Source organism: Streptomyces sp. NPDC059037, from assembly GCF_042740015.1.
Lineage (GTDB): Bacteria > Actinomycetota > Actinomycetes > Streptomycetales > Streptomycetaceae > Streptomyces.
Map to the genome: position 1 here is coordinate 1 of NZ_JBHYIG010000202.1, position 18,239 is coordinate 18,239.

Consider the following 18,239-nt stretch of genomic DNA (forward strand, 5'->3'; position numbering starts at 1 on the left):
GGATCTTTCCCGCCCGCGCACCCGATTGCCCGGCAGCTGCCAGGGTTTTCAGCCCGTCCGGCGTTTGAGGACGAACTCGGCGGAGCCGGTGATCGACGGCCACCCCCACCCGCCGCCGATGCATCCGCACCGAAACCGCCGCACAGTACCCATCCGGATCATTGGCAAGCGCCAACCCCGCAAGCCCGAACAGAATCACCGGCACCTGCACCGACTCCGTCACATAGTCCGCAAGGACATGCGGCATCACCGCGAACACCAACCCCGCCACCACCGCGAACTGCGGCCTCCGCACCCCCGCGGCCACCACCACCGCCAGCCACACAAGACCCGTCATCGCCGTGAAGTCCGTAGCCGTGATCCGCGTGTTGAACGACGCGTACATCACACCCCCGAACCCGGCAAGACCCGCCGACAGCGTGAAGACGAGCAACTTCGTCCGCACCACCGACACGCCCGAAGCCATCGCCGCCGCCGGAGCGGACCGCACCGCCAGCATCGCCCGCCCGGTCGCCGACCCCCGCAGCGCGCTGAGCGCCGCCACCGCGACCGTCACCAGGACGACCATCGCCACGCCCATCGCGCGGTCGTCCGTCAGGTCCACCGGGCCGAAGACCGGCCGGGGTATCTCCCACCCCGTGTCACCGTTCCTCAACCACCCCATCTGGAAGAGGACTTGATCGGCGAGAAAGGCAAGGGCCAGCGTGGCGAGGGCCAGTGAACGCCCGCCCAGCCGCAGCGCCGGCAGCGCGACCAGCGCCCCGAGCGCCGCCGCCCCGCACGTCCCCACCAGCGCCGCCGCGATGAACGGCCAGCCGTGGCTCATCAGGAGACCGGCCACCAGCGCCGCCCCCGTCACGAACGTCGCCTGCGCCAGGGACACCATCGCGCCGAGCCCCGTCACCACGGTGAACGAGATGAAGACGACGGAGATGGCGAGACCCTGCGCGAGGATGCCGCTCCAGAAGGGGGTCGTGACCGTGTAGAAGGAGACGGCGAGCAGGACCGCTCCCGCCGCCCACGGCCCCCACCGCCGCGCCCAAGAACGCCCCGCCAGATAGTCGATCGGCGGTGCGTCCGCCGCCGCCGTGCCCGCGGTGCGCTGCCGCCGGGTCAGCAGGAGCAGCCCGGCGAAGAGGATCAGGAACGGGACCGCCGTACGGAACCCCGTGATCTTCTCCGCGAAGTCGGCGTACCCGGCGACCAGATTCTGCAGCACCCCGAGCCCGAGCCCGCCCGCGAAGGCCAGCGGGATCGACATGAAGCGCCCGAGCACGGCCGCCGTCGCGGAGACGAACAGGAAGAGGGTGAAGTCGTGCGATGACAACCCCAGCAACGGAGTCGCCAGCACACCCGCAAGGCCCGCGAGCCCCGACGACAGCATCCACGCCACCGACGAGAGCCGGTCCGCGCTGATGCCCCGCAGCTCCACCAGCGAGCGGTTGTCGACCGCGGCCCGCAGCCGGAGCCCCAGCGGTGTGTGCCGCATCAGGACCCACAGGCCGACCGCGACCACGGCCGTCGCCACCCACGTGATCAGCTGGTCGGAGTCGATGCCGACGCCGTCCATCAGCTGCCAGGACTTGGCGGGACTCGGCCCGACGCCCGGAAGACCGAACTGGTTCTCGGCGGGTTTCACGGAAGCGCCCGCGTCCTCCAGGAGTTCCACGATCCACAGGCCGAGCGCGGGCAGCGCGACGAGCAGCCCGATCGTCGCCACGATCTGCGCGGTCTCGCCCACGCGCGCCAGTTTGCGGAACATCAGCCGGTCAAGGCCCCAGCCGAGCGCGGGCGCCACCACGCAGACGAGGAGCAGGGCCGTCGGCACGGCGGGCCAGCCGAAGCCGGAGTGGAGTTCGTAGAAGGCGAGCGCGCAGAGGTAGGCGGTGGCGCCGTGCGCGAAGTTGAAGAGACCGGACGCGGAGTAGGACAGGACGAGGCCCGTGGCGAGCAGCGCGTAGAGCGCGCCCGACACGAGACCGCTCAGGATGAAGCCGAGGAGGTCCGACATGAGGTGAGACGCCCCCTGCTTGCTACTTGAAGGGGATGGGTTCGTAGCACTTGAAGGGCGCGGACACCGAGTACTTGCCGCCCTTCAGCCGGACGAGCGCGCCGCAGCCGAACGATTCCTTCTGCCCCTTGGGCAGGGCGCGGTCGCCGACCATCGTGCCCTTGTCCGAGAAGCCGTTCGCCGCCTTCTGGAAGGAGGACACCGTCAGATCCTTGCCCGCCTTCTCGGCGACGGCGAGGAAGAGGTCGGCCGACATATAGCCGGTCATCATGTGCATGTTGAGCGGGACGTCCTTGCCCGCCGCCTTCCTGATGTCGGTCTTGAACTGCCGCATCGCCGCAGTGTTCTGCTCGAACGGCTGGAAGGAGAGCAGGATGTGCACGCCGTCGAGCGCCTTCTTCGTCGCGCTCTTGGCGAGCAGGCCCGGGTCGTAGTCGGTCGGGTCGGTGAGCACGCCCTGGAAGCCCGAGCGCTTGACGGCCGTGAACAGGCCGATGTTGTACGGGGTCTGCATCACGGAGACCACCACGTCGGGCGCCTCGCCGCCGTCCGAGCGCAGGATCTCCTTCGTGTACGCCGACCAGTCGCTGGGCACCGAGGTAGCGGGCACCGTCGACTTGGCGAACGTCACCTTGTAGCCGGCGGCGGCGAAGCTCTGCTTGTAGGTGCGGATGGCGAAGGTGCCCGCGTCGTTGTCGTTGGCGAGGATCGCCACGGACTTGCCCTTCGATCCTTCCGTCACCTTCTTCAGGCCTTCGGGCCAGCTCTGGGTGATCGTGCCGCCCGGCATGGGCACCATGCAGCCGCCGAAGCCGTACATGTAACTGGGGCCGCAGAAGGGCGGGATGGTGCCCCAGCCGAACGTCGGCACCTTCTGCTTCTGGAGGAAGTCGGCGCCGGAGAAGGTGACCGAGCTCATCGGCGCGATGGCGAACACCTTGTCCTGCTGGACGAGTTTGCGCGCCGCCGCGAGATTCTTCCCGGGGTCCTGGCCGTCGTCCTCCGCGCCCAGGTAGTCGATCTTCCGTCCGTGTACGCCGCCGTCGGCGTTCGCCCGGTCGAAGCGGGCCTTGGCGCCGAGGTCGGTGTCCTTCTTGCTGTAGCCGCTCGCCGTCGTCATGGAGACGATTCCGCCGACCTTGATGGAGTCGGCACTGACGCCGCGGGTGGAGCCGCCGGCCTTGTCGCCTCCGCCCGAACCACTGCTGTTCGATGCGGAGTTGCAGGCGGTGGCGAGCAGCAGTGCGGCCACGGTGGCGGTGATGGTACGGGCACAGGTGCGGATCGATCGCGACACGGGTCGAGCCCCCTCCGTCGAAGTGGGGCTGATTCTGTGCGTGACCTGATGAACCGTCAATAACTGACGCACCAATAAATGACGAACCATCAGATGTCCGTGATGGGTGGGTGGGCGGGAAGGATCCGCCGCGAAGCGGCGGCCTTGAAGCACGGAATCAGGCGCGGTAGAGAGCCTCTACCTCAGCCGAGTAGGCGGTCTCAATGGCCTTACGCTTCAGCTTCAGCGAAGGCGTGAGCAACCCGTGCTCCTCGGAGAACTGGTGGGCCAGTATCCGGAACGTACGAATCGACTCGGCCTGTGAGACAAGGGTGTTGGCGGCCACCACGGCCCGCCGTACCTCCGTCTCCAGATCCGGATCACGCACCAGGTCCGTCGGCGACATCGGCGGCTTGCGGCGCATGTTCAGCCAGTGCTCGACGGCTTCGGCGTCCAGCGTGACGAGCGCCGCGATGTAGGGGCGGTCGTTGCCGACGACGATGCACTGGGCGACCAGCGGATGGTCGCGCACCCGCTCCTCCAGCTGCCCCGGCGACACGCTCTTGCCGCCGGAGGTCACCAGGATCTCCTTCTTGCGCCCGGTGATCGTGAGGTAGCCGTCCTCGTCGAGCGCGCCCAGGTCGCCGGTGGCGAGCCAGCCCTCGTGCAGTGTCGCGTCGGTGGCCTTGGGGTCGTTGAGGTAGCCCTGGAAGACGTTGCCGCCGCTCAGCCAGACCTCGCCGTCGTCCGCGATGTGCACGGTCGTGCCGGGGATGGGCTGGCCGACCGTGCCGTAGCGGGTGCGCTCGGGCGGGTTGGCGGTCGCGGCGGCCGTCGACTCGGTGAGGCCGTACCCCTCGTAGATCGTCACGCCCGCGCCCGCGAAGAACAGGCCGAGGCGGCGGTCCATCCCGGAACCGCCGGACATCGCGTGCCGCACCCGGCCGCCCATCGCCTCGCGCACCTTGGAGTAGACGAGCTTGTCGAAGAGCTGGTGCTGCATCCTCAGGGCCGCCGAAGGTCCGGGTCCTGTGCCGAAGGCCTTGGCCTCCATGGCGTCCGCGTACCGCACGGCGCACTCCACGGCCTTGTCGAAGGGGCCCGACTTGCCGCCCTTCTCCGCCTTGCGCCGCGCGGCGTTGAAGACCTTCTCGAAGATGTACGGCACGGCCAGGATGAACGAGGGCCGGAACGCGGCCAGATCGGGGATGAGCGCCGCCGCGTTCAGGCTCGGCTGGTGGCCCAGCTTGACCCCGCCGCGGACCGCCGCGACCTGCACCATCCGCCCGAAGACATGCGCAAGCGGCAGGAAGAGCAACGTTGTCGCCTCGTCGCCGCGCCGGGAGTGGAAGACCGGCTCCCAGCGCTGGATGACCGTGTCCGCCTCGAACATGAAGTTCGCGTGGGAGATCAGACAGCCCTTGGGGCGGCCCGTGGTGCCCGAGGTGTAGATGATCGTGGCGATCGAGTCCGGGGTGACCGCGCGCCGGTGGCGGTTGACCACCTCGTCGTCGATGTCCAGGCCCGCCCGGTTCAGTTCGCCCACCGCGTCGGCGTCCAGCTGCCACAGCCTGCGCAGCTGCGGCAGCCGGTCGATCACCGAGCCGATGGTCATCGCGTGGTCCTCGTGCTCGACCATGGCGGCCGACACCTGGGCGTCGTGCAGCATCCAGAAGACCTGCTCGGCCGACGAGGTCGGATAGACGGGCACCACCTGGGCGCCGACGGTCCACAGCGCGTAGTCGAACAGCGTCCACTCGTAGCGGGTGCGGCACATGATGGCGACGCGGTCGCCGAAACGGACCCCCTGTGCGAGCAGCCCCTTGGCGAGCGCCATCACCTGGTCGCGGAACTCGGCCGATGTGACGTCACGCCACTCGCCATCGGTCTTGCGGCCGAGGGCCACGTGGAGCGGATCCTCAAGGGCATGGTCGAACACGACGTCGGCAAGGCCGCCCACCAGCGGCGCCGACGCCATCGGAGGGTTCGTGAACTCGCGCAATGATGCTCCTTGTGGCGCTCCGCACAGCGCCGGTGACGGTACCCCACCATGCTGCCCGGCGGGAGAGGGGTGACCGACCCCTCGGTACGTACCATCCACGCTGGTCAGCCGCTGAAATCCGGCCACAAGGGGAGAGGCGGGACAGAATACTTACGGTTGAGTAAGTTTCGGTGGCGTAATCTCCACCGAATCTGTACGCAGCGGTTACGGCTGCGGCTGCCCTGCGGGGATGCGGGTTTCGACCGCCGGAACCTCACCCTCCGGCGCCTTGCGCGCGGACCGCACCATGACGAGGACCAGCACTCCGGCGACCAGACCCACGGCGCCCGCGACGACCGCCGCCGCGTTCAGACCGGAGGCGAACGCGGCCCGCACGGTGTGCTCGGAGAGGGTCCCACGGAGTGCCTCGGCGCCGCCGCCCGCGAGGGTGTGAGCCGCGTCATGGCCCAGCGAGTCCTGCATCCGCGAGGTGAGCACCGTGCCGAAGACGGCGACCCCGAGCGCGTACCCGAGCTGCCGGAACGTGTTGACCGCGCCGCCCGCCATCCCCGAGTTCGCGGCCGGCACCGCGGCGAGCGCGGCGCCCGCGAGGCCCGGCGCGACCAGGCCCGTGCCGATCCCGGCGACCGTGAGCCCCGGGATGAGCGCGCCCCACGACGACCCGGCGTCGAGCACCGCGAGGGCGATCCCGCCGACGCCGATCAGCAGCAGGCCCACGCCGATGGTCAGCCGTGCGGGCACCCCGTGCAGCATCCGTCCGCCGACCGCGGCCACCACGAACGACATCGCGGCCAGCGGCAGCATCACGAGGCTGCCGGTCACCGGGCTCATGCCGAGCACCGTCTGCAGCCAGATGGAGAGATAGGGCATCAGGCCGAAGGCGGCGGCGTTGTAGCCGATCGCGCCGAGCAGCACGCCCGTGAACGCGGGCATACGCAGCAGCCCCAGGTCGAGCAGCGGGTGCGCGACCCGGCGTTCGACGGCCACGAAGCCGACGAGGGCGAGTGCCGAGACGGCGAGGGTCACCGTGGTGGCCGCCGACGTCCAGCCCTCCGATCCGGCCCGCACCACCCCGTACGTCAGGGCTCCGGCGAACAGCGCGAACGTCGCCGTACCCGCCCAGTCGACCCGGCGCCCTGCCTGGCCCTTCGACTCCGGCACCACCCGCAGCGTCAGCCAGATCGACGCCACGCTCACCGGCAGGTTCACGAAGAAGATCCACCGCCAGCCGGGCCCCTCGGTGAGCAGCCCGCCGACGATCGGCCCCATCGCCGCCGCGGCGCCGCTCACCGCGCCCCAGACGCCGAGCGCCACGGACCGGTCGCGGCCCTGGTAGGCGGCGCCGAGCAGCGGCAGCGTCGTGGCGAACATCGCGGCGGCGCCGAGCCCTTGCAGGGCGCGGGCGGCCACCAGGACGTCCGCGTTCGACGCGAGCCCGCAGCCGAGCGAGGCCAGCGCGAAGAGCGCGGTGCCCGCGACGTTGAGCCGCCGCCGTCCCAGTACGTCCGCCGCGGCCCCCACCCCGAGCAGCAGCGCGGCGAGCGCAAGCGCGTAGCCGTCGATCACCCATTGCAGATCGCTCAGCGAGGCGTTCAGCGCCCGCGCCATGTCGGGCAGCGCCACGACCACGATCGTCACGTCCAGCAACAGCATGAACGTCCCCAGGCTCACCGCGGTGAGCGGCCCCCATGTACGCATCCTCAACTCCTTGTACGACGGATCTGCGTGCCTCGTACGATGGGATGCCGCCGGACGATCCCGGCCATCACCAGCGGCAGACCGAAGGAAACCGACACTGATGGACATCAGGCCAAGGGAATCCTCCACATCTCGCGTGTCCGACTCGCTCGACGCCCAGCTGCTGCAGGCGCTTGAGATCGACGGGCGCGCCCCCTTCAGCCGGATCGCGGCCGTCCTCGGGGTCTCGGACCAGACGGTCGCCCGCCGCTACCGCAAGCTGGTCTCCGAAGGCGGTCTGCGGGTCGTCGCCGTACGGGACCACGAGCGGCTCGGCCAGGAGCAGTGGATGCTGCGCCTGCGCTGCGCCCCCGACGGCGCCGAGGCCATCGCGGCCGCGCTGGCCCGCCGCCCCGACACCTCATGGATCGGCCTCACGTCCGGCGGCACCGAAGTCGTCTGCTGCACCCGGCCGCGCAGCCAGAGCGACCAGGACGAACTGCTGCTCGGCAAGCTCCCGCGCACCCCGCACATCGTCGACATCCGCGCCCAGCAGATGCTGCACCGCTTCTTCGGCGGCCCCAACGGCTGGCTGATCAAGCACGGGCCGCTCGCCGAGGAAGAGGCCGCCGCCCTGCGCCCGGCCTGGCCCGGCACCGACCGCGCGGAAGGGCCGCTGCGCATCGACCCGGAGGACGAACCGCTGGTCGCCGCGCTCGAACGCGACGGCCGCGCGACCTACCCCGAGCTCCAACAGGCCACCGGACGCTCGGAGTCCGCGGTCAAGCGCCGCCTCGCCGCGCTGCTCGCGTCCGGCGCTATCTACATCGACATCGAGTACGACTCGGCCCTGGTCGGCTTCCACGTCGGGTCGATGCTCTGGATCACCGCCGCCCCCTGGGCCCTGGACACGGTGGGCAAGACCCTCGCCACCCACGCGGAGATCGCCCATGCCAGCGCCGTCGCGGGGGCGTCCAACATCATGGCGACCGCCGTGGCCCACGACATCCCCTCGCTCTACCGCTACCTCAGCGGGCGGCTCGGCCACCTGGACGGCGTCCAGCACGTCGAGACGGCGCCGTTCATCCGCCGCGTCAAACAGCTCACTTACCGGCCGTTCCCGCGCTGAGCGCTCCGCGGGAATTGCGGTGCATATCTGCGGGTGCGTCGTGGCTGGTCGCGCAGTTCCCCGCGCCCCCTTCGGGGCACTGCTCAGCGCCGCCGCTGCAACCGGTCCCCGCCCGCCAGGATCGCCGCCGCCAGCGCGTCCGCCGCCCCCTGCGCCGACGCCCGCCGCTCCCCATGGAGCAGCACGAAGTCGACCGCGCCCAGCTCGGGGAGGCCCGCCCGCTCCGGGACGCGGACCAGGCCCGGCGGGATGAGTCCGTGGGAGTGCGCCATCACGCCGAGTCCCGCGCGGGCGGCGGCGACCAGGCCGTTGAGGCTGCCGCTCGTGCAGGCGATCCGCCAGGCACGGCCGCGCCGCTCCAGGGCTTCGAGCGCGAGCGCGCGGGTGATGCCCGGCGGCGGGAACACGATGAGCGGCACCGGCTGTTCGGGGTCGAGCCGCAGCCGCTCGGCGCCGATCCAGACGAGCTTGTCGTGCCAGACCAGCTCGCCGCGCGGATCCTCCGGGCGCCGCTTGGCCAGGACGAGGTCCAGCTTCCCGGCATCCAGCCGCTCGTGCAGCGTGCCCGACAGCTCGACCGTCAGCTCCAGATCGACCTCGGGATGGTCGTGCCGGAACGACTCCAGGATGTCGGTGAGCCGGGTCAGGACGAAGTCCTCCGACGCCCCGAACCGCAGCCGCCCGCCGAGCCGCGTCCCGGTGAAGAACGCCGACGCCTGCTCGTGCACCTCCAGGATCCGCCGCGCGAAGCCGAGCATCGCCTCGCCGTCCTCCGTCAGCTCCACGGAGTGCGTGTCACGGGCGAAGAGCTGGCGCCCGGTGGCGTCCTCCAGGCGGCGCACATGCTGGCTGACCGTGGACTGGCGCAGATTCAGCCGCCGGGCGGCCTGCGTGAAGCTCAGCGTCTGGGCCACGGCAAGGAACGTACGGAGCTGCGCGGGGTCGTACATGCTCCCGAGCTTAGCCCCGCCCATCGCGATACGTGATGACAGTCAGAGCGGTGTACGGGATTCCCGATCGCGGCGATCAGGAGGACCATCAAGAGGGCACGATCTGAACCGAAACCGATGGAGCGAAGTGAAACGCCCGAGCTGGCCCTCCTGGATGCCGATCGACCCGTACATCCTGGCGTTGCTCGGGACCGTGGGCGTCGCCGCGCTGATTCCCGCGCGCGGCACCGGCGCCGACATCGCCTCAGGGGCCTCCACCGCGGCGGTATCGCTGCTCTTCTTCCTCTACGGGGCGCGGCTCTCCACCCGCGAGGCACTCGACGGACTCAAGCACTGGCGGCTGCACGTCACCGTCCTCGCCTGTACGTTCCTCGCCTTCCCGCTGCTCGGGCTCGCGGCCAAGGGACTCGTCCCGTATGTGCTGACCCCCGCCCTCTACAGCGGGTTCCTCTTCCTGACCCTCGTGCCGTCCACGATCCAGTCGTCGATCGCCTTCACCTCCATGGCGCGCGGCAACGTACCCGCGGCGATCTGCGCGGGCTCCTTCTCCTCGCTCGCGGGCATCGTCCTCACCCCGCTGCTCGCGGCCGCGCTGCTCGGAAACAGCGGGGCCGGGTTCTCCGCGGACTCGGTCATGAAGATCGTGCTGCAGCTCCTCGTGCCGTTCCTGGCCGGGCAGTTCCTGCGCCGCTGGATCGGCGGCTTCATCGCCAGGAACAAGAAGGTCCTCGGCCTCGTCGACCGCGGTTCGATCCTGCTCGTCGTCTACACCGCGTTCAGCGAGGGCATGGTGCAGGGCATCTGGCACCAGGTGACCCCGCTGCGCCTTGTCGCGCTGCTCGGCGTCGAGGCGGTGCTGCTCGCCGCGATGCTCGCCCTGACCTGGTACGGCGCCAAGCGGCTCGGCTTCGGCCGCGGGGACCGGATCGCCATCCAGTTCGCCGGGTCGAAGAAGTCCCTGGCCGCCGGACTGCCCATGGCCAGCGTCCTGTTCGGGGCCCAGGCCTCGCTGGCCGTGCTGCCGCTGATGCTCTTCCACCAGATGCAGCTGATGGTCTGCGCGGTGATCGCCAAGCGGCGCTCGCGCGATCTGGAGGACTTCGTCAGCGAGCCGTCGCGATCCGAAGAGACACGAACCGCGGTCGGTACAGGGACACGTTCCGGCTGACGTTCGCCTGCGCGCTCGCGGGCACCGCGTCCAGCCAGTTGACGTCGTAACTGAGCAGCAGCCGCCCGTTCTCGCTGAGCGCCGGATGGGCCTGCGGGTTGTACGCGGCCACGTCCTGCCGGACCGCGCCGTCCTTGGGCAGGGGCGGCGCGAAGCTCTTCGTGGGGCCGCGCCACGGGCCGGTGGGCGAGCAGGCCCAGTAGGAGGTCACGGTGGTCAGGCCCTCGGTGCCCGCGGCCATCGTGAACAGGACGTACGTCCCCTTCACGCGCACCACGGTGAACGCGCTGCCCACACCCTTGCGCTCACCGTCACCCAGCACCGACCGCGGCTTCCCGTCCTTCGTCCAGCCCTTGCCGTCCCAGTACCGCCACGCGGCGGGCTCCGCGAGCCTGCCCTGCGGCACCCGCGCGACGTACGCGTGCGAGGCAGGACGCGCGGCCGCCTGCCCGTCATTGCCGCCGAACACATACGTCCAGCCGCCGTCGTCGATCGCGGTGGTGCCGTAGAGCACGCGCTTGTCGGGGTCCGGCACCGACTGCTGGTCGGAGACCTTGACGATGCCCTCGACGCGCAGATCGGGCAGCGAGAGCGTGGCGACCTCGGTGCCGGTGGGCACGCCGTAGATCCACGGCCCGGTCCCGGTGGCGCGGGTCCACAGCAGGACGCGTACGACGTCGTCCGCCGAGCCCGGGGAGCGCGGCTCCACCTGCGCCGCCACCGGCCAGCGCCACTGGTTCGGCGCCGGGTCGGGGAAGAGCGGGGCCGGCAGGGTGCGCTGCAGCGTGCCCGAGCGGGACATCACCACGGCCGAGTTGCGCACCATCGGCGCGGTCGTGTCCCGCCAGGTGTGCGGCTGGCCGACCGGGTTGGGCGGCGCGTGCACCTGGCCGAGGAAGGTGTCGGAGAACAGCCACAGGAGCCGCCCGTCCGGGAGACGCACCGAGTGGGTGCCGTCCCCGCCGGTCCAGTCGTCCGCGCGCGCCGTGTCGTCGCCGTACCGGGCGAACGCCCCCGTGGTCCGCTCGTCGGCCGACCAGGAGGAGACCGTGCGCGCCTCGCATGCCGGACCGGCCTGCCGGTCGTCCGGGAGGGCGGTGAGCAGCACGGCCGCACAGACCAGGGCGAGCAGCAGGACCAGCGTGGTCCTGCGCGCGCCCCAGCCGGTGCGGGGAGCTCGGTCGGCGGGCACGAGCGGGACGTTAGTTGCTCGCGCGGATGTGGTCCATGGGGAGCCATGCGACGGTGTCCCGCGTCACAGGAGCCTTCGCGGCCCCGTCCGTCCCCAGTTCCGCGAGCTCCGCGTCGCTCAGCGCCCTGTCGTAGACGCGCACTTCATCGATCGAGCCGCTGAAATGGGCGCGGCTGTCGACCCGCTGCCCGACATGGAAGCCGTACCCCGAATTCCGGGTGACCGTGCCCGGCACATCGGCGGTGCTGATCCGCGTACCGTCGACGGAGAGCGTCAGCTGCCCGCCGCCCCTGCGCAGCGCGATGTGATGCCACTGCCCGTCGTTGTACGCGCCCGTGGTGCGCACGGAGGCCGACCTGGGCGGGGTCGCCCCGTCACGCGTGGTGATCAGGCCCGTGACACGGTTGCTCGCGGGCTCACCGCGCAGCCACACCTGCGGCTGATTGGTGCCGATGCCGCCCATCCAGAGCAGCGGCTGCTCACCGCTGGTCGCGGAGTAGCGGAACCACAGCGATGCGGTGAAGTCCTTTGTGTCGAGGGGGAGTTGGCTTCGGAAGGGCAGCCGGACGGCGTCGTCCGTGCCGTCGAAGGCGACGGCCTTGCCGAAGCGGCCTTCGGTCGACGCCGCCCCGCCGAGCACGGCGGCGGGCTTCGCCCGCGGCGCACGGTCGGCGGTCGTCGGGTCCGGGCCGCGGCGCGGCTGCAGCCAGTCCTCGGTGAAGCGCGCGAAGCGGATCTCGTCGCGGGCGTCGACCGCCCCGCCCTCGTACAGCAGACCCACGTGCGCGTCGTCGGCCCGCACCAGGTCCGAGTAGCCGGACCAGTCCGTGGTGACCGTCGTGCCGCGGTCCACGCTGTCCCAGGTGCGGCCGCCGTCGTACGAGGAGCGGATCTGCATGGTGCGGCGGCGGTCCGGGTCGCCCGGACAGGCGAGCAGCATCCGCTTGCCGAACTGGAGCGTGGCGCCCTGCACTTGGGGTGTGTAGAGGTCGGGGATGGCCTTGAACGGCGCGGCGAAGGAGTCTCCGCCGTCGCGGCTGATCGTGTGGGTGCGATGCCCGAGATCGGTGCCGTCCTGCTCACGCCCGCTGACGTAGACCGCCCCGTCGGGGCGCTCCGTGATCGTCATCTCGGACGGCTTCTGACGGAACGTGCCGTCGCTCGGTATCGGGTACGAGTCCTTGGCGCCGATCTTCCAGTTCCTGCCGCCGTCGTCGCTGACGATCAGCGCCGCGTGGTTGGCGGTGACCCGACTGCCGTCCCACGTCTCGGTGTTGGCGGTGAAGACCAGCCGGCCCGCGTGCTTGCCGCGGGTCAGCTGGAGGCCGTGCACGGGGCCGGTCGCGTACCAGGAGTTCCAGTCCTCGGGGAGGATCTGGTCGCTCAGGTCGCGCGGCGCCGACCAGCTGCGGCCGTCGTCGTCGCTGTACTGCAGGTGCGGGGTGCGGTCGCAGGGCACGGCGCAGTTCTGCCCGTCCGTGCGGCCCGTGTTGTACGTCTCCGCCAGGACGATGCGGCCGGTCCTGCGGTCCACGATCGGCGCGGGGTTGCCGTGGGTGTCGCCCGCGCCCTCGTTGATGACCTGGAGCGGACTCCAGGTGCGGCCGCCGTCGTGCGACCGCTTGACGACGATGTCTATGTCGCCCGCGTCGCTGCAGTCGTTGACCCGCCCCTCGGCGAACGCGAGGAGCGTGCCCTTCACCGTCCTCACGACGGCGGGGATGCGATAACAGGCGTACCCGGGGTCCTGCGAGGCCTTGAACAGGACCTGCTGCTCGAACTCCGTCGCGGGGGCGTCGGGGGCGGCCTGCGCGGACGGCGCGGGCAGCAGCGCCCCGAAGGTGACGAGCGTTAACGCGGTCGCGGCCGTTCGGAGTGATCGGAGTGATCTGAGGCGTACACGGAGACCTGATGGCATGGTGCGTCCCACCCTCCAAGGTGACTGGACATCCTGACATCCCACGTCCAACGTGCGCCACAGACGCTACTGGGGGCGTTCGGCACCCCACAAGAAGCGCGCGATGGGTGAATGCGCGTCACCTGGTCAGGGGATCAGAACGACCTTCCCGAGGTTGCTCCGCGCCTCGATCACCGCGTGCGCCTTCGCCGCGTCGTCCAGCGCAAACTCCGCGTGCACGGCGGGCCGCAGCGCGCCCCCGGAGAAGAGCCGCCACAGCTCCTGCCGCCACGTCTCGTACAGCTCGGGCTTCCCGCGCGCGATGAGCCCCATCTGGAAGCCGATCACCGACTTGGCGCCCACGAGCAGGTCGTACGCCTGGACCGTGCCGCCGCCCGAGCTGTAAGCGATGAGCCGCCCGTGCGGCGCGAGTGCCCGTACGGCGGGGGACAGGAGTTCGCCGCCGACGGCGTCGAGGGCGTAGTCGACCGGCTCGCCCCACGCCTCTTCCTCGTACGTGACGACCTCATCGGCGCCGAGCGAGCGCACGAAGTCCGCCTTGGCGGGCCCGGAGACGGCGCCCACGACTCGGCTCGCGCCCCTCAGCCGGGCCAACTGCAGGGCGAGATGACCGACTCCGCTCGCCGCGGCCGTGACGAGTGCGGCCTCGCCCCGCTCGGGCCGTGCGGCGTCGAGTGCGCCGTAGGCGACGAGACCGCTGCGGACGAGCGCGACCGCGTCGGTGGCGCTTGCTCCGTCGGGGACGGGTGAGGTCATGGCCTGGTTCAGGAGGGCGTAGTCCGCGTAGCCGTGGCCGAACACGAGACCCGTGACGCGATCGCCGGGCGCGTACGCCGTCGTGCCCTCGCCGACCGCGATCACCTCTCCGGCGATCTCGCCGCCGAGTGCGACCGGTTCGCGGGACTCGCGGACCTTGCGGACGACGGGGAGCGTGACGCCGATCGCCTCGGCCCGGACGAGGAGTTCACCCGCGCCGGGCACCGGTACGGGGGCCTCCTCCAGGAACAGCACCTCGGGGCCACCGCTGTGTTCGTACCGAACGCGACGCATGCACATCTCCAGAGAAAGGGGATCGTTGGGGGTCCCAACGATACTCATACTTTCATTGGGGAGTCCAATGATTCTCGGATAGGCTCGTCCCATGCCCACGACCCCGCCCGCCCCCAGCGGCATCCGCACCCTCCCCAGCTGGCTCCTCGGCCGCACGGCGGCCCGTGGCCGAGGCCTCGTCGCCGAAGCCCTCGCGGAAGAGGACATGAAGATGTGGCACCACGTGGTGCTCTCGGCCGTGGCCGATCAGGGCCCCGTCGCGCAGGCCGCCCTCGGCCGCAGCATCCAGCTCGACCCCAAGGACTTGGTGGGCGTCATCAACGATCTCCAGGACGCCGGCCTCGTCCTGCGCGCACCCGACCCCACCGACCGCCGCAAGAACGCGATCACGATCACGGAGGACGGCGAGCGCACCCTCGACCGCTGTGCCGAGGCCGCGTGGCGGGCCAACGACGAACTGCTCGCGCCTCTTTCGGCCACGGAGCGGAAGCAGTTCCTCGCACTCCTGACCCGGATCTCCGGCATCGAGGCGCAGGGCATCGCGACGTAGAGCATCGCGACGTAGAGCATCAGGCCGTGCGGGGCCGGGACCCCGCCGGCGCAGGGGGCGCTCCCCGCCGGCCGGGGTCCCGCCGCCGTGCAGCGGGGAGCCGCAGGTCAGCCCTGGGAGGCCGCGGCCCGCACGGCGATCCGGTGCTCGCCCGCGTACACGTTCATGGAGGCGCCGCGCAGGAAGCCGACCAGGGTGAGACCGGTCTCGGCGGCGAGGTCGACGGCCAGGGAGGAGGGCGCCGAGACGGCCGCGAGCACCGGAATGCCCGCCATCACCGCCTTCTGCGCCAGCTCGAACGAGGCGCGCCCCGAGACGAGAAGCACCGCACGTGACAGCGGCAGACGGCCGTCCTGAAGAGCCCGCCCGACGAGCTTGTCGACCGCGTTGTGCCGCCCGACGTCCTCCCGTATGTCGAGGAGTTCGCCGTCCTCCGAGAAGAGCGCCGCCGCGTGCAGGCCCCCGGTCCGGTCGAAGACGCGTTGCGCCGCGCGCAGTCGGTCGGGGAGGCCCGCGAGCAGCTCGGTCCCGAGCCGGACCGGGGGAGCGTCGGAGATCGGGAAGCGCGCCGTGGTGCGCACGGCGTCCAGACTCGCCTTGCCGCACAGGCCGCAGGACGAGGTCGTGTAGACGTTGCGCTCGAGGGTGATGTCGGGCAGGACGAGCCCCGGGGCGGTCTTCACGTCGACCACGTTGTACGTGTTCGAGCCGTCGGCGGTCGCCCCGGCGCAGTAGACGATGGACTGCAGCTCGTCCGCCGAGCCGAGCACCCCCTCGCTCACCAGGAAACCCGCCGCCAGCGCGAAGTCGTCACCCGGCGTGCGCATGGTGATGGCGAGCGGCTTCCCGTTGAGCCGGATCTCCAGCGGCTCCTCCGCGACCAGGGTGTCGGGCCGCTCGCTGACGGCGCCGTCCCGGATGCGGAGGACGCGGCGGCGCTCCGTGACTCGTCCCATGTCGATCAGTCCCGGTTCTGTACGTGCTGGTAGCCGAAGCGGCCCTTGATGCAGAGGTTGCCGTGGGTCACCGGATTGTCGTGCGGAGAGGTGACCTTCACGATGTCATTGTCCTGCACGTGCAGGGTCAGATTGCAGCCGACTCCGCAGTACGCGCACACCGTCGTCGTCTCCGTCTGCGCCGCCTCGTCCCACGTACCGGCGGCCCGCATGTCGAACTCCGACTTGAAGCTGAGGGCGCCCGTCGGGCAGACCTCGATGCAGTTCCCGCAGTACACGCACGCGGAGTCGGTCAGCGGCGCGTCGTGCTCGACGGCGATCCGGGCGTCGAAGCCGCGGCCGGCCACGGAGATCGCGAAGGTGTTCTGCCACTGGTCGCCGCAGGCGTCGACGCACTTGTAGCAGAGGATGCACTTGTCGTAGTCGCGGACGTAGAGGTCGTTGTCGACCTTCGGCTCCTCGTTCAGGCGGGCCGCGTCCGGGCCGAAGCGTTCGGACTTCGCCTCGTACTCCTTGAGCCAGCCCGCGACCTTCGGGGTCGTCGACAGGTCGACCGACGAGGCGAGGAGTTCGAGGACGACCTTGCGGCTGTGCCGGGTGCGTTCGGTGTCGGTGCGCACGCTCATCCCGGGCTCGGCCTTGCGCGAGCAGGCCGGGGCGAGCGTCCTGGCGCCCTCCACCTCCACGACACACACCCGGCAGGCGTTCTTCGGGGTGAGGGTGTCGCCCTCGCAGAGGGTCGGCACGTCCTTGCCCGCGGCCCGGCAGGCGTCGAGGATGGTCGACCCCTCCGGCACCCGGGCGTCCTGCCCGTCGAGGGTGAACTCGACGAGGCGGCGCGGGATTCCCAGCGGTACGGCGGTCACTTGTACGCCCCCAGGCGGTCGATGGCGGATTCCACGGCGTTCCACGCGGTCTGGCCGAGCCCGCAGATGGAGGCGTCCCGCATGGTCCGCCCCACCTCGCGGAGCAGGGCGATGTCGGCTGCGGCAGCGGCCCCCGTCCGCTCGACGATCCGATGCAGCGCCTCCTCCTGGCGGACGGTGCCGACCCGGCAGGGCACGCACTGGCCGCAGGACTCATCGCGGAAGAACTCCGCGATGCGCAGCAGGACGCGGGGGAGCGGAACGGTGTCGTCCAGGACGAGCACGACGCCCGAGCCGAGGGTGGTCCCGGCGTCCCTCGTCCCCTCGAAGGTGAGCGGGATGCCGAGCTCGTCAGGGCGTACGAAACCGCCGGCCGCGCCGCCCAGGAGGACGGCCCTGAGGTTGTCCGGCTGCCCGGCGAGGTCGAGCAGCTCGCCGAGGGTGGCGCCGAAGGGCAGCTCGTAGATGCCGGGCCGCTCGACGCTTCCGGATACGCAGAAGAGCTTGGGCCCGGTGGACTTCTCGGTCCCGATGGCGGCGTACGCCTGCGCGCCCATGGTGAGGACGGGGAGGACGTTGACGAGGGTCTCGACGTTGTTCTCGGCGGTGGGTTTGCCGAAGAGCCCCTTCTCCACGGGGAAGGGCGGCTTGGAGCGGGGCTCTCCTCTGTACCCCTCGATGGAGTTGAACAGGGCGGTCTCCTCGCCACAGATGTACGCGCCCGCCCCGCGCCGGATCTCGATGTCGAAGGCGTACCCCTGGCCCAGGACGTCGTCGCCGAGGAGGCCGCGGGCGCGGGCCTGGGTGATGGCGTGCTCGAGCCGGCGGAGGGCGCGGGGGTATTCGCCGCGGAGGTAGAGATATCCCTGGTGGGCGCCGATCGCGTACCCGGCGATGGTCATCGCCTCGATGAGCGCGTACGGATCGCCCTCCATGATCACCCGGTCCTTGAAGGTGCCGGGCTCGGACTCGTCCGCGTTGCAGACGAGGTAGTGGGGGTGATCCGCCTGGGACGCCGTGGCCTGCCACTTCCGTCCCGTGGGGAAGGCGGCGCCGCCGCGTCCGAGGAGGCCGGAGTCGGTGACTTCGCGGATGACGGCGGCGGGGCCGATGGCGAAGGCGTGGCGGAGGGCGGTGTAGCCGCCGTGGGAGCGGTAGTCGTCCAGCGAGGCGGGGTCGACCACGCCTATGCGGCGGAGCAGTACGAGTCCTTCTTGTCCGGCCTGGGGGACGGCGAGGGCGGCCGGGGGTTCGGATTCTGCTGCCTCGGGGGTGGTGGCCGCGAGGACGGTGGACTCGACGGTGGCCGGGGCGGTGACGGCGGTGGCGTAGGGGCGTTCTTCTTCCCCAACCCCGCCCCTTCCCGAAACCGCCGCTTCGCGGCGGATCTTTCCCGCCCGCCCACCCGACTGCCCGGCAGTTGCCCGCCCACCCTCTTCAGCCCGTCGGGCGTTTGAGGACGAACTCGGCGGAGCCGGTGAATTACGGTCAGCC

General features: G+C 71.0%; 14 protein-coding genes. 3 read left to right on the top strand and 11 right to left on the bottom strand.

What is annotated here, in order from left to right; all coding sequences use genetic code 11:
- From ACFWY6_RS31975 to ACFWY6_RS31990, 4 genes are all read right to left on the bottom strand, one after another.
- Positions 1 to 2,011, bottom strand: a 2,011-nt coding sequence (locus ACFWY6_RS31975) for an ABC transporter permease (protein WP_384697779.1), incomplete at its 3' end; no start/stop codon positions are given.
- Positions 2,012 to 2,033: 22 nt separating this feature from the next.
- Positions 2,034 to 3,308, bottom strand: a complete 1,275-nt coding sequence (locus ACFWY6_RS31980; RefSeq protein WP_384697782.1) for an ABC transporter substrate-binding protein — start codon at positions 3,306 to 3,308, stop codon at positions 2,034 to 2,036.
- 157 nt (positions 3,309 to 3,465) lie between these two features.
- Positions 3,466 to 5,289, bottom strand: coding sequence for an AMP-dependent synthetase/ligase (locus tag ACFWY6_RS31985; RefSeq protein ID WP_384697785.1), 1,824 nt, complete (start codon positions 5,287 to 5,289; stop codon positions 3,466 to 3,468).
- 204 nt (positions 5,290 to 5,493) lie between these two features.
- Positions 5,494 to 6,987: an MFS transporter gene (locus ACFWY6_RS31990; RefSeq protein ID WP_384697788.1), complete on the bottom strand. Its 1,494-nt coding sequence runs from the start codon at positions 6,985 to 6,987 to the stop codon at positions 5,494 to 5,496.
- Positions 6,988 to 7,087: 100 nt separating this feature from the next.
- On the opposite strand from ACFWY6_RS31990, the gene ACFWY6_RS31995 reads away from it, so the two are divergent.
- On the top strand, positions 7,088 to 8,095 hold the full coding sequence (locus ACFWY6_RS31995) for an Lrp/AsnC family transcriptional regulator (protein ID WP_384697791.1): 1,008 nt from the start codon (positions 7,088 to 7,090) through the stop codon (positions 8,093 to 8,095).
- An 83-nt stretch (positions 8,096 to 8,178) separates the two neighbouring features.
- Here ACFWY6_RS31995 and ACFWY6_RS32000 read toward each other — a convergent pair whose 3' ends face one another.
- Positions 8,179 to 9,045 carry a LysR substrate-binding domain-containing protein gene (locus ACFWY6_RS32000; RefSeq protein WP_384697794.1) on the bottom strand — a complete coding sequence of 289 codons (867 nt, stop codon included), beginning with the start codon at positions 9,043 to 9,045 and terminating at the stop codon, positions 8,179 to 8,181.
- A 154-nt stretch (positions 9,046 to 9,199) separates the two neighbouring features.
- Between ACFWY6_RS32000 and ACFWY6_RS32005 the strand changes: the two genes are divergently transcribed.
- The gene (locus ACFWY6_RS32005; protein ID WP_384697818.1) at positions 9,200 to 10,213 is read left to right on the top strand and encodes a bile acid:sodium symporter family protein; all 1,014 of its coding nucleotides are present in this window, start codon (positions 9,200 to 9,202) and stop codon (positions 10,211 to 10,213) included.
- Here ACFWY6_RS32005 and ACFWY6_RS32010 read toward each other — a convergent pair.
- From ACFWY6_RS32010 to ACFWY6_RS32020, 3 genes are all read right to left on the bottom strand, one after another.
- Positions 10,149 to 11,405 (bottom strand): DUF4185 domain-containing protein, encoded by a 1,257-nt coding sequence (locus tag ACFWY6_RS32010; RefSeq protein ID WP_384697797.1) that lies wholly within the window; start codon positions 11,403 to 11,405, stop codon positions 10,149 to 10,151. The two genes, ACFWY6_RS32005 and ACFWY6_RS32010, sit on opposite strands and share 65 nt — an antisense overlap.
- A gap of 10 nt (positions 11,406 to 11,415) precedes the next feature.
- Positions 11,416 to 13,323 carry an exo-alpha-sialidase gene (locus ACFWY6_RS32015; protein WP_384697801.1) on the bottom strand — a complete coding sequence of 636 codons (1,908 nt, stop codon included), beginning with the start codon at positions 13,321 to 13,323 and terminating at the stop codon, positions 11,416 to 11,418.
- Positions 13,324 to 13,449: 126 nt separating this feature from the next.
- Positions 13,450 to 14,373 carry a zinc-binding alcohol dehydrogenase family protein gene (locus ACFWY6_RS32020; RefSeq protein WP_384697804.1) on the bottom strand — a complete coding sequence of 308 codons (924 nt, stop codon included), beginning with the start codon at positions 14,371 to 14,373 and terminating at the stop codon, positions 13,450 to 13,452.
- A gap of 91 nt (positions 14,374 to 14,464) precedes the next feature.
- On the opposite strand from ACFWY6_RS32020, the gene ACFWY6_RS32025 reads away from it, so the two are divergent.
- Complete coding sequence (locus ACFWY6_RS32025) at positions 14,465 to 14,923, top strand: MarR family winged helix-turn-helix transcriptional regulator (protein ID WP_384697806.1); 459 nt, start codon at positions 14,465 to 14,467, stop codon at positions 14,921 to 14,923.
- A gap of 107 nt (positions 14,924 to 15,030) precedes the next feature.
- On the opposite strand, the gene fdhD is transcribed toward ACFWY6_RS32025, so the two are convergent.
- From fdhD to ACFWY6_RS32040, 3 genes are all read right to left on the bottom strand, one after another.
- Entirely contained in the window at positions 15,031 to 15,879 is an 849-nt protein-coding gene (gene fdhD / locus ACFWY6_RS32030; RefSeq protein ID WP_384697809.1) for a formate dehydrogenase accessory sulfurtransferase FdhD, read from the bottom strand.
- A 5-nt stretch (positions 15,880 to 15,884) separates the two neighbouring features.
- The gene (locus ACFWY6_RS32035; RefSeq protein ID WP_384697812.1) at positions 15,885 to 16,745 is read right to left on the bottom strand and encodes a 2Fe-2S iron-sulfur cluster-binding protein; all 861 of its coding nucleotides are present in this window, start codon (positions 16,743 to 16,745) and stop codon (positions 15,885 to 15,887) included.
- Positions 16,742 to 18,239, bottom strand: a 1,498-nt coding sequence (locus tag ACFWY6_RS32040; RefSeq protein WP_384697815.1) for an NADH-quinone oxidoreductase subunit F, incomplete at its 5' end; no start/stop codon positions are given. The genes ACFWY6_RS32040 and ACFWY6_RS32035, both read right to left, overlap by 4 nt.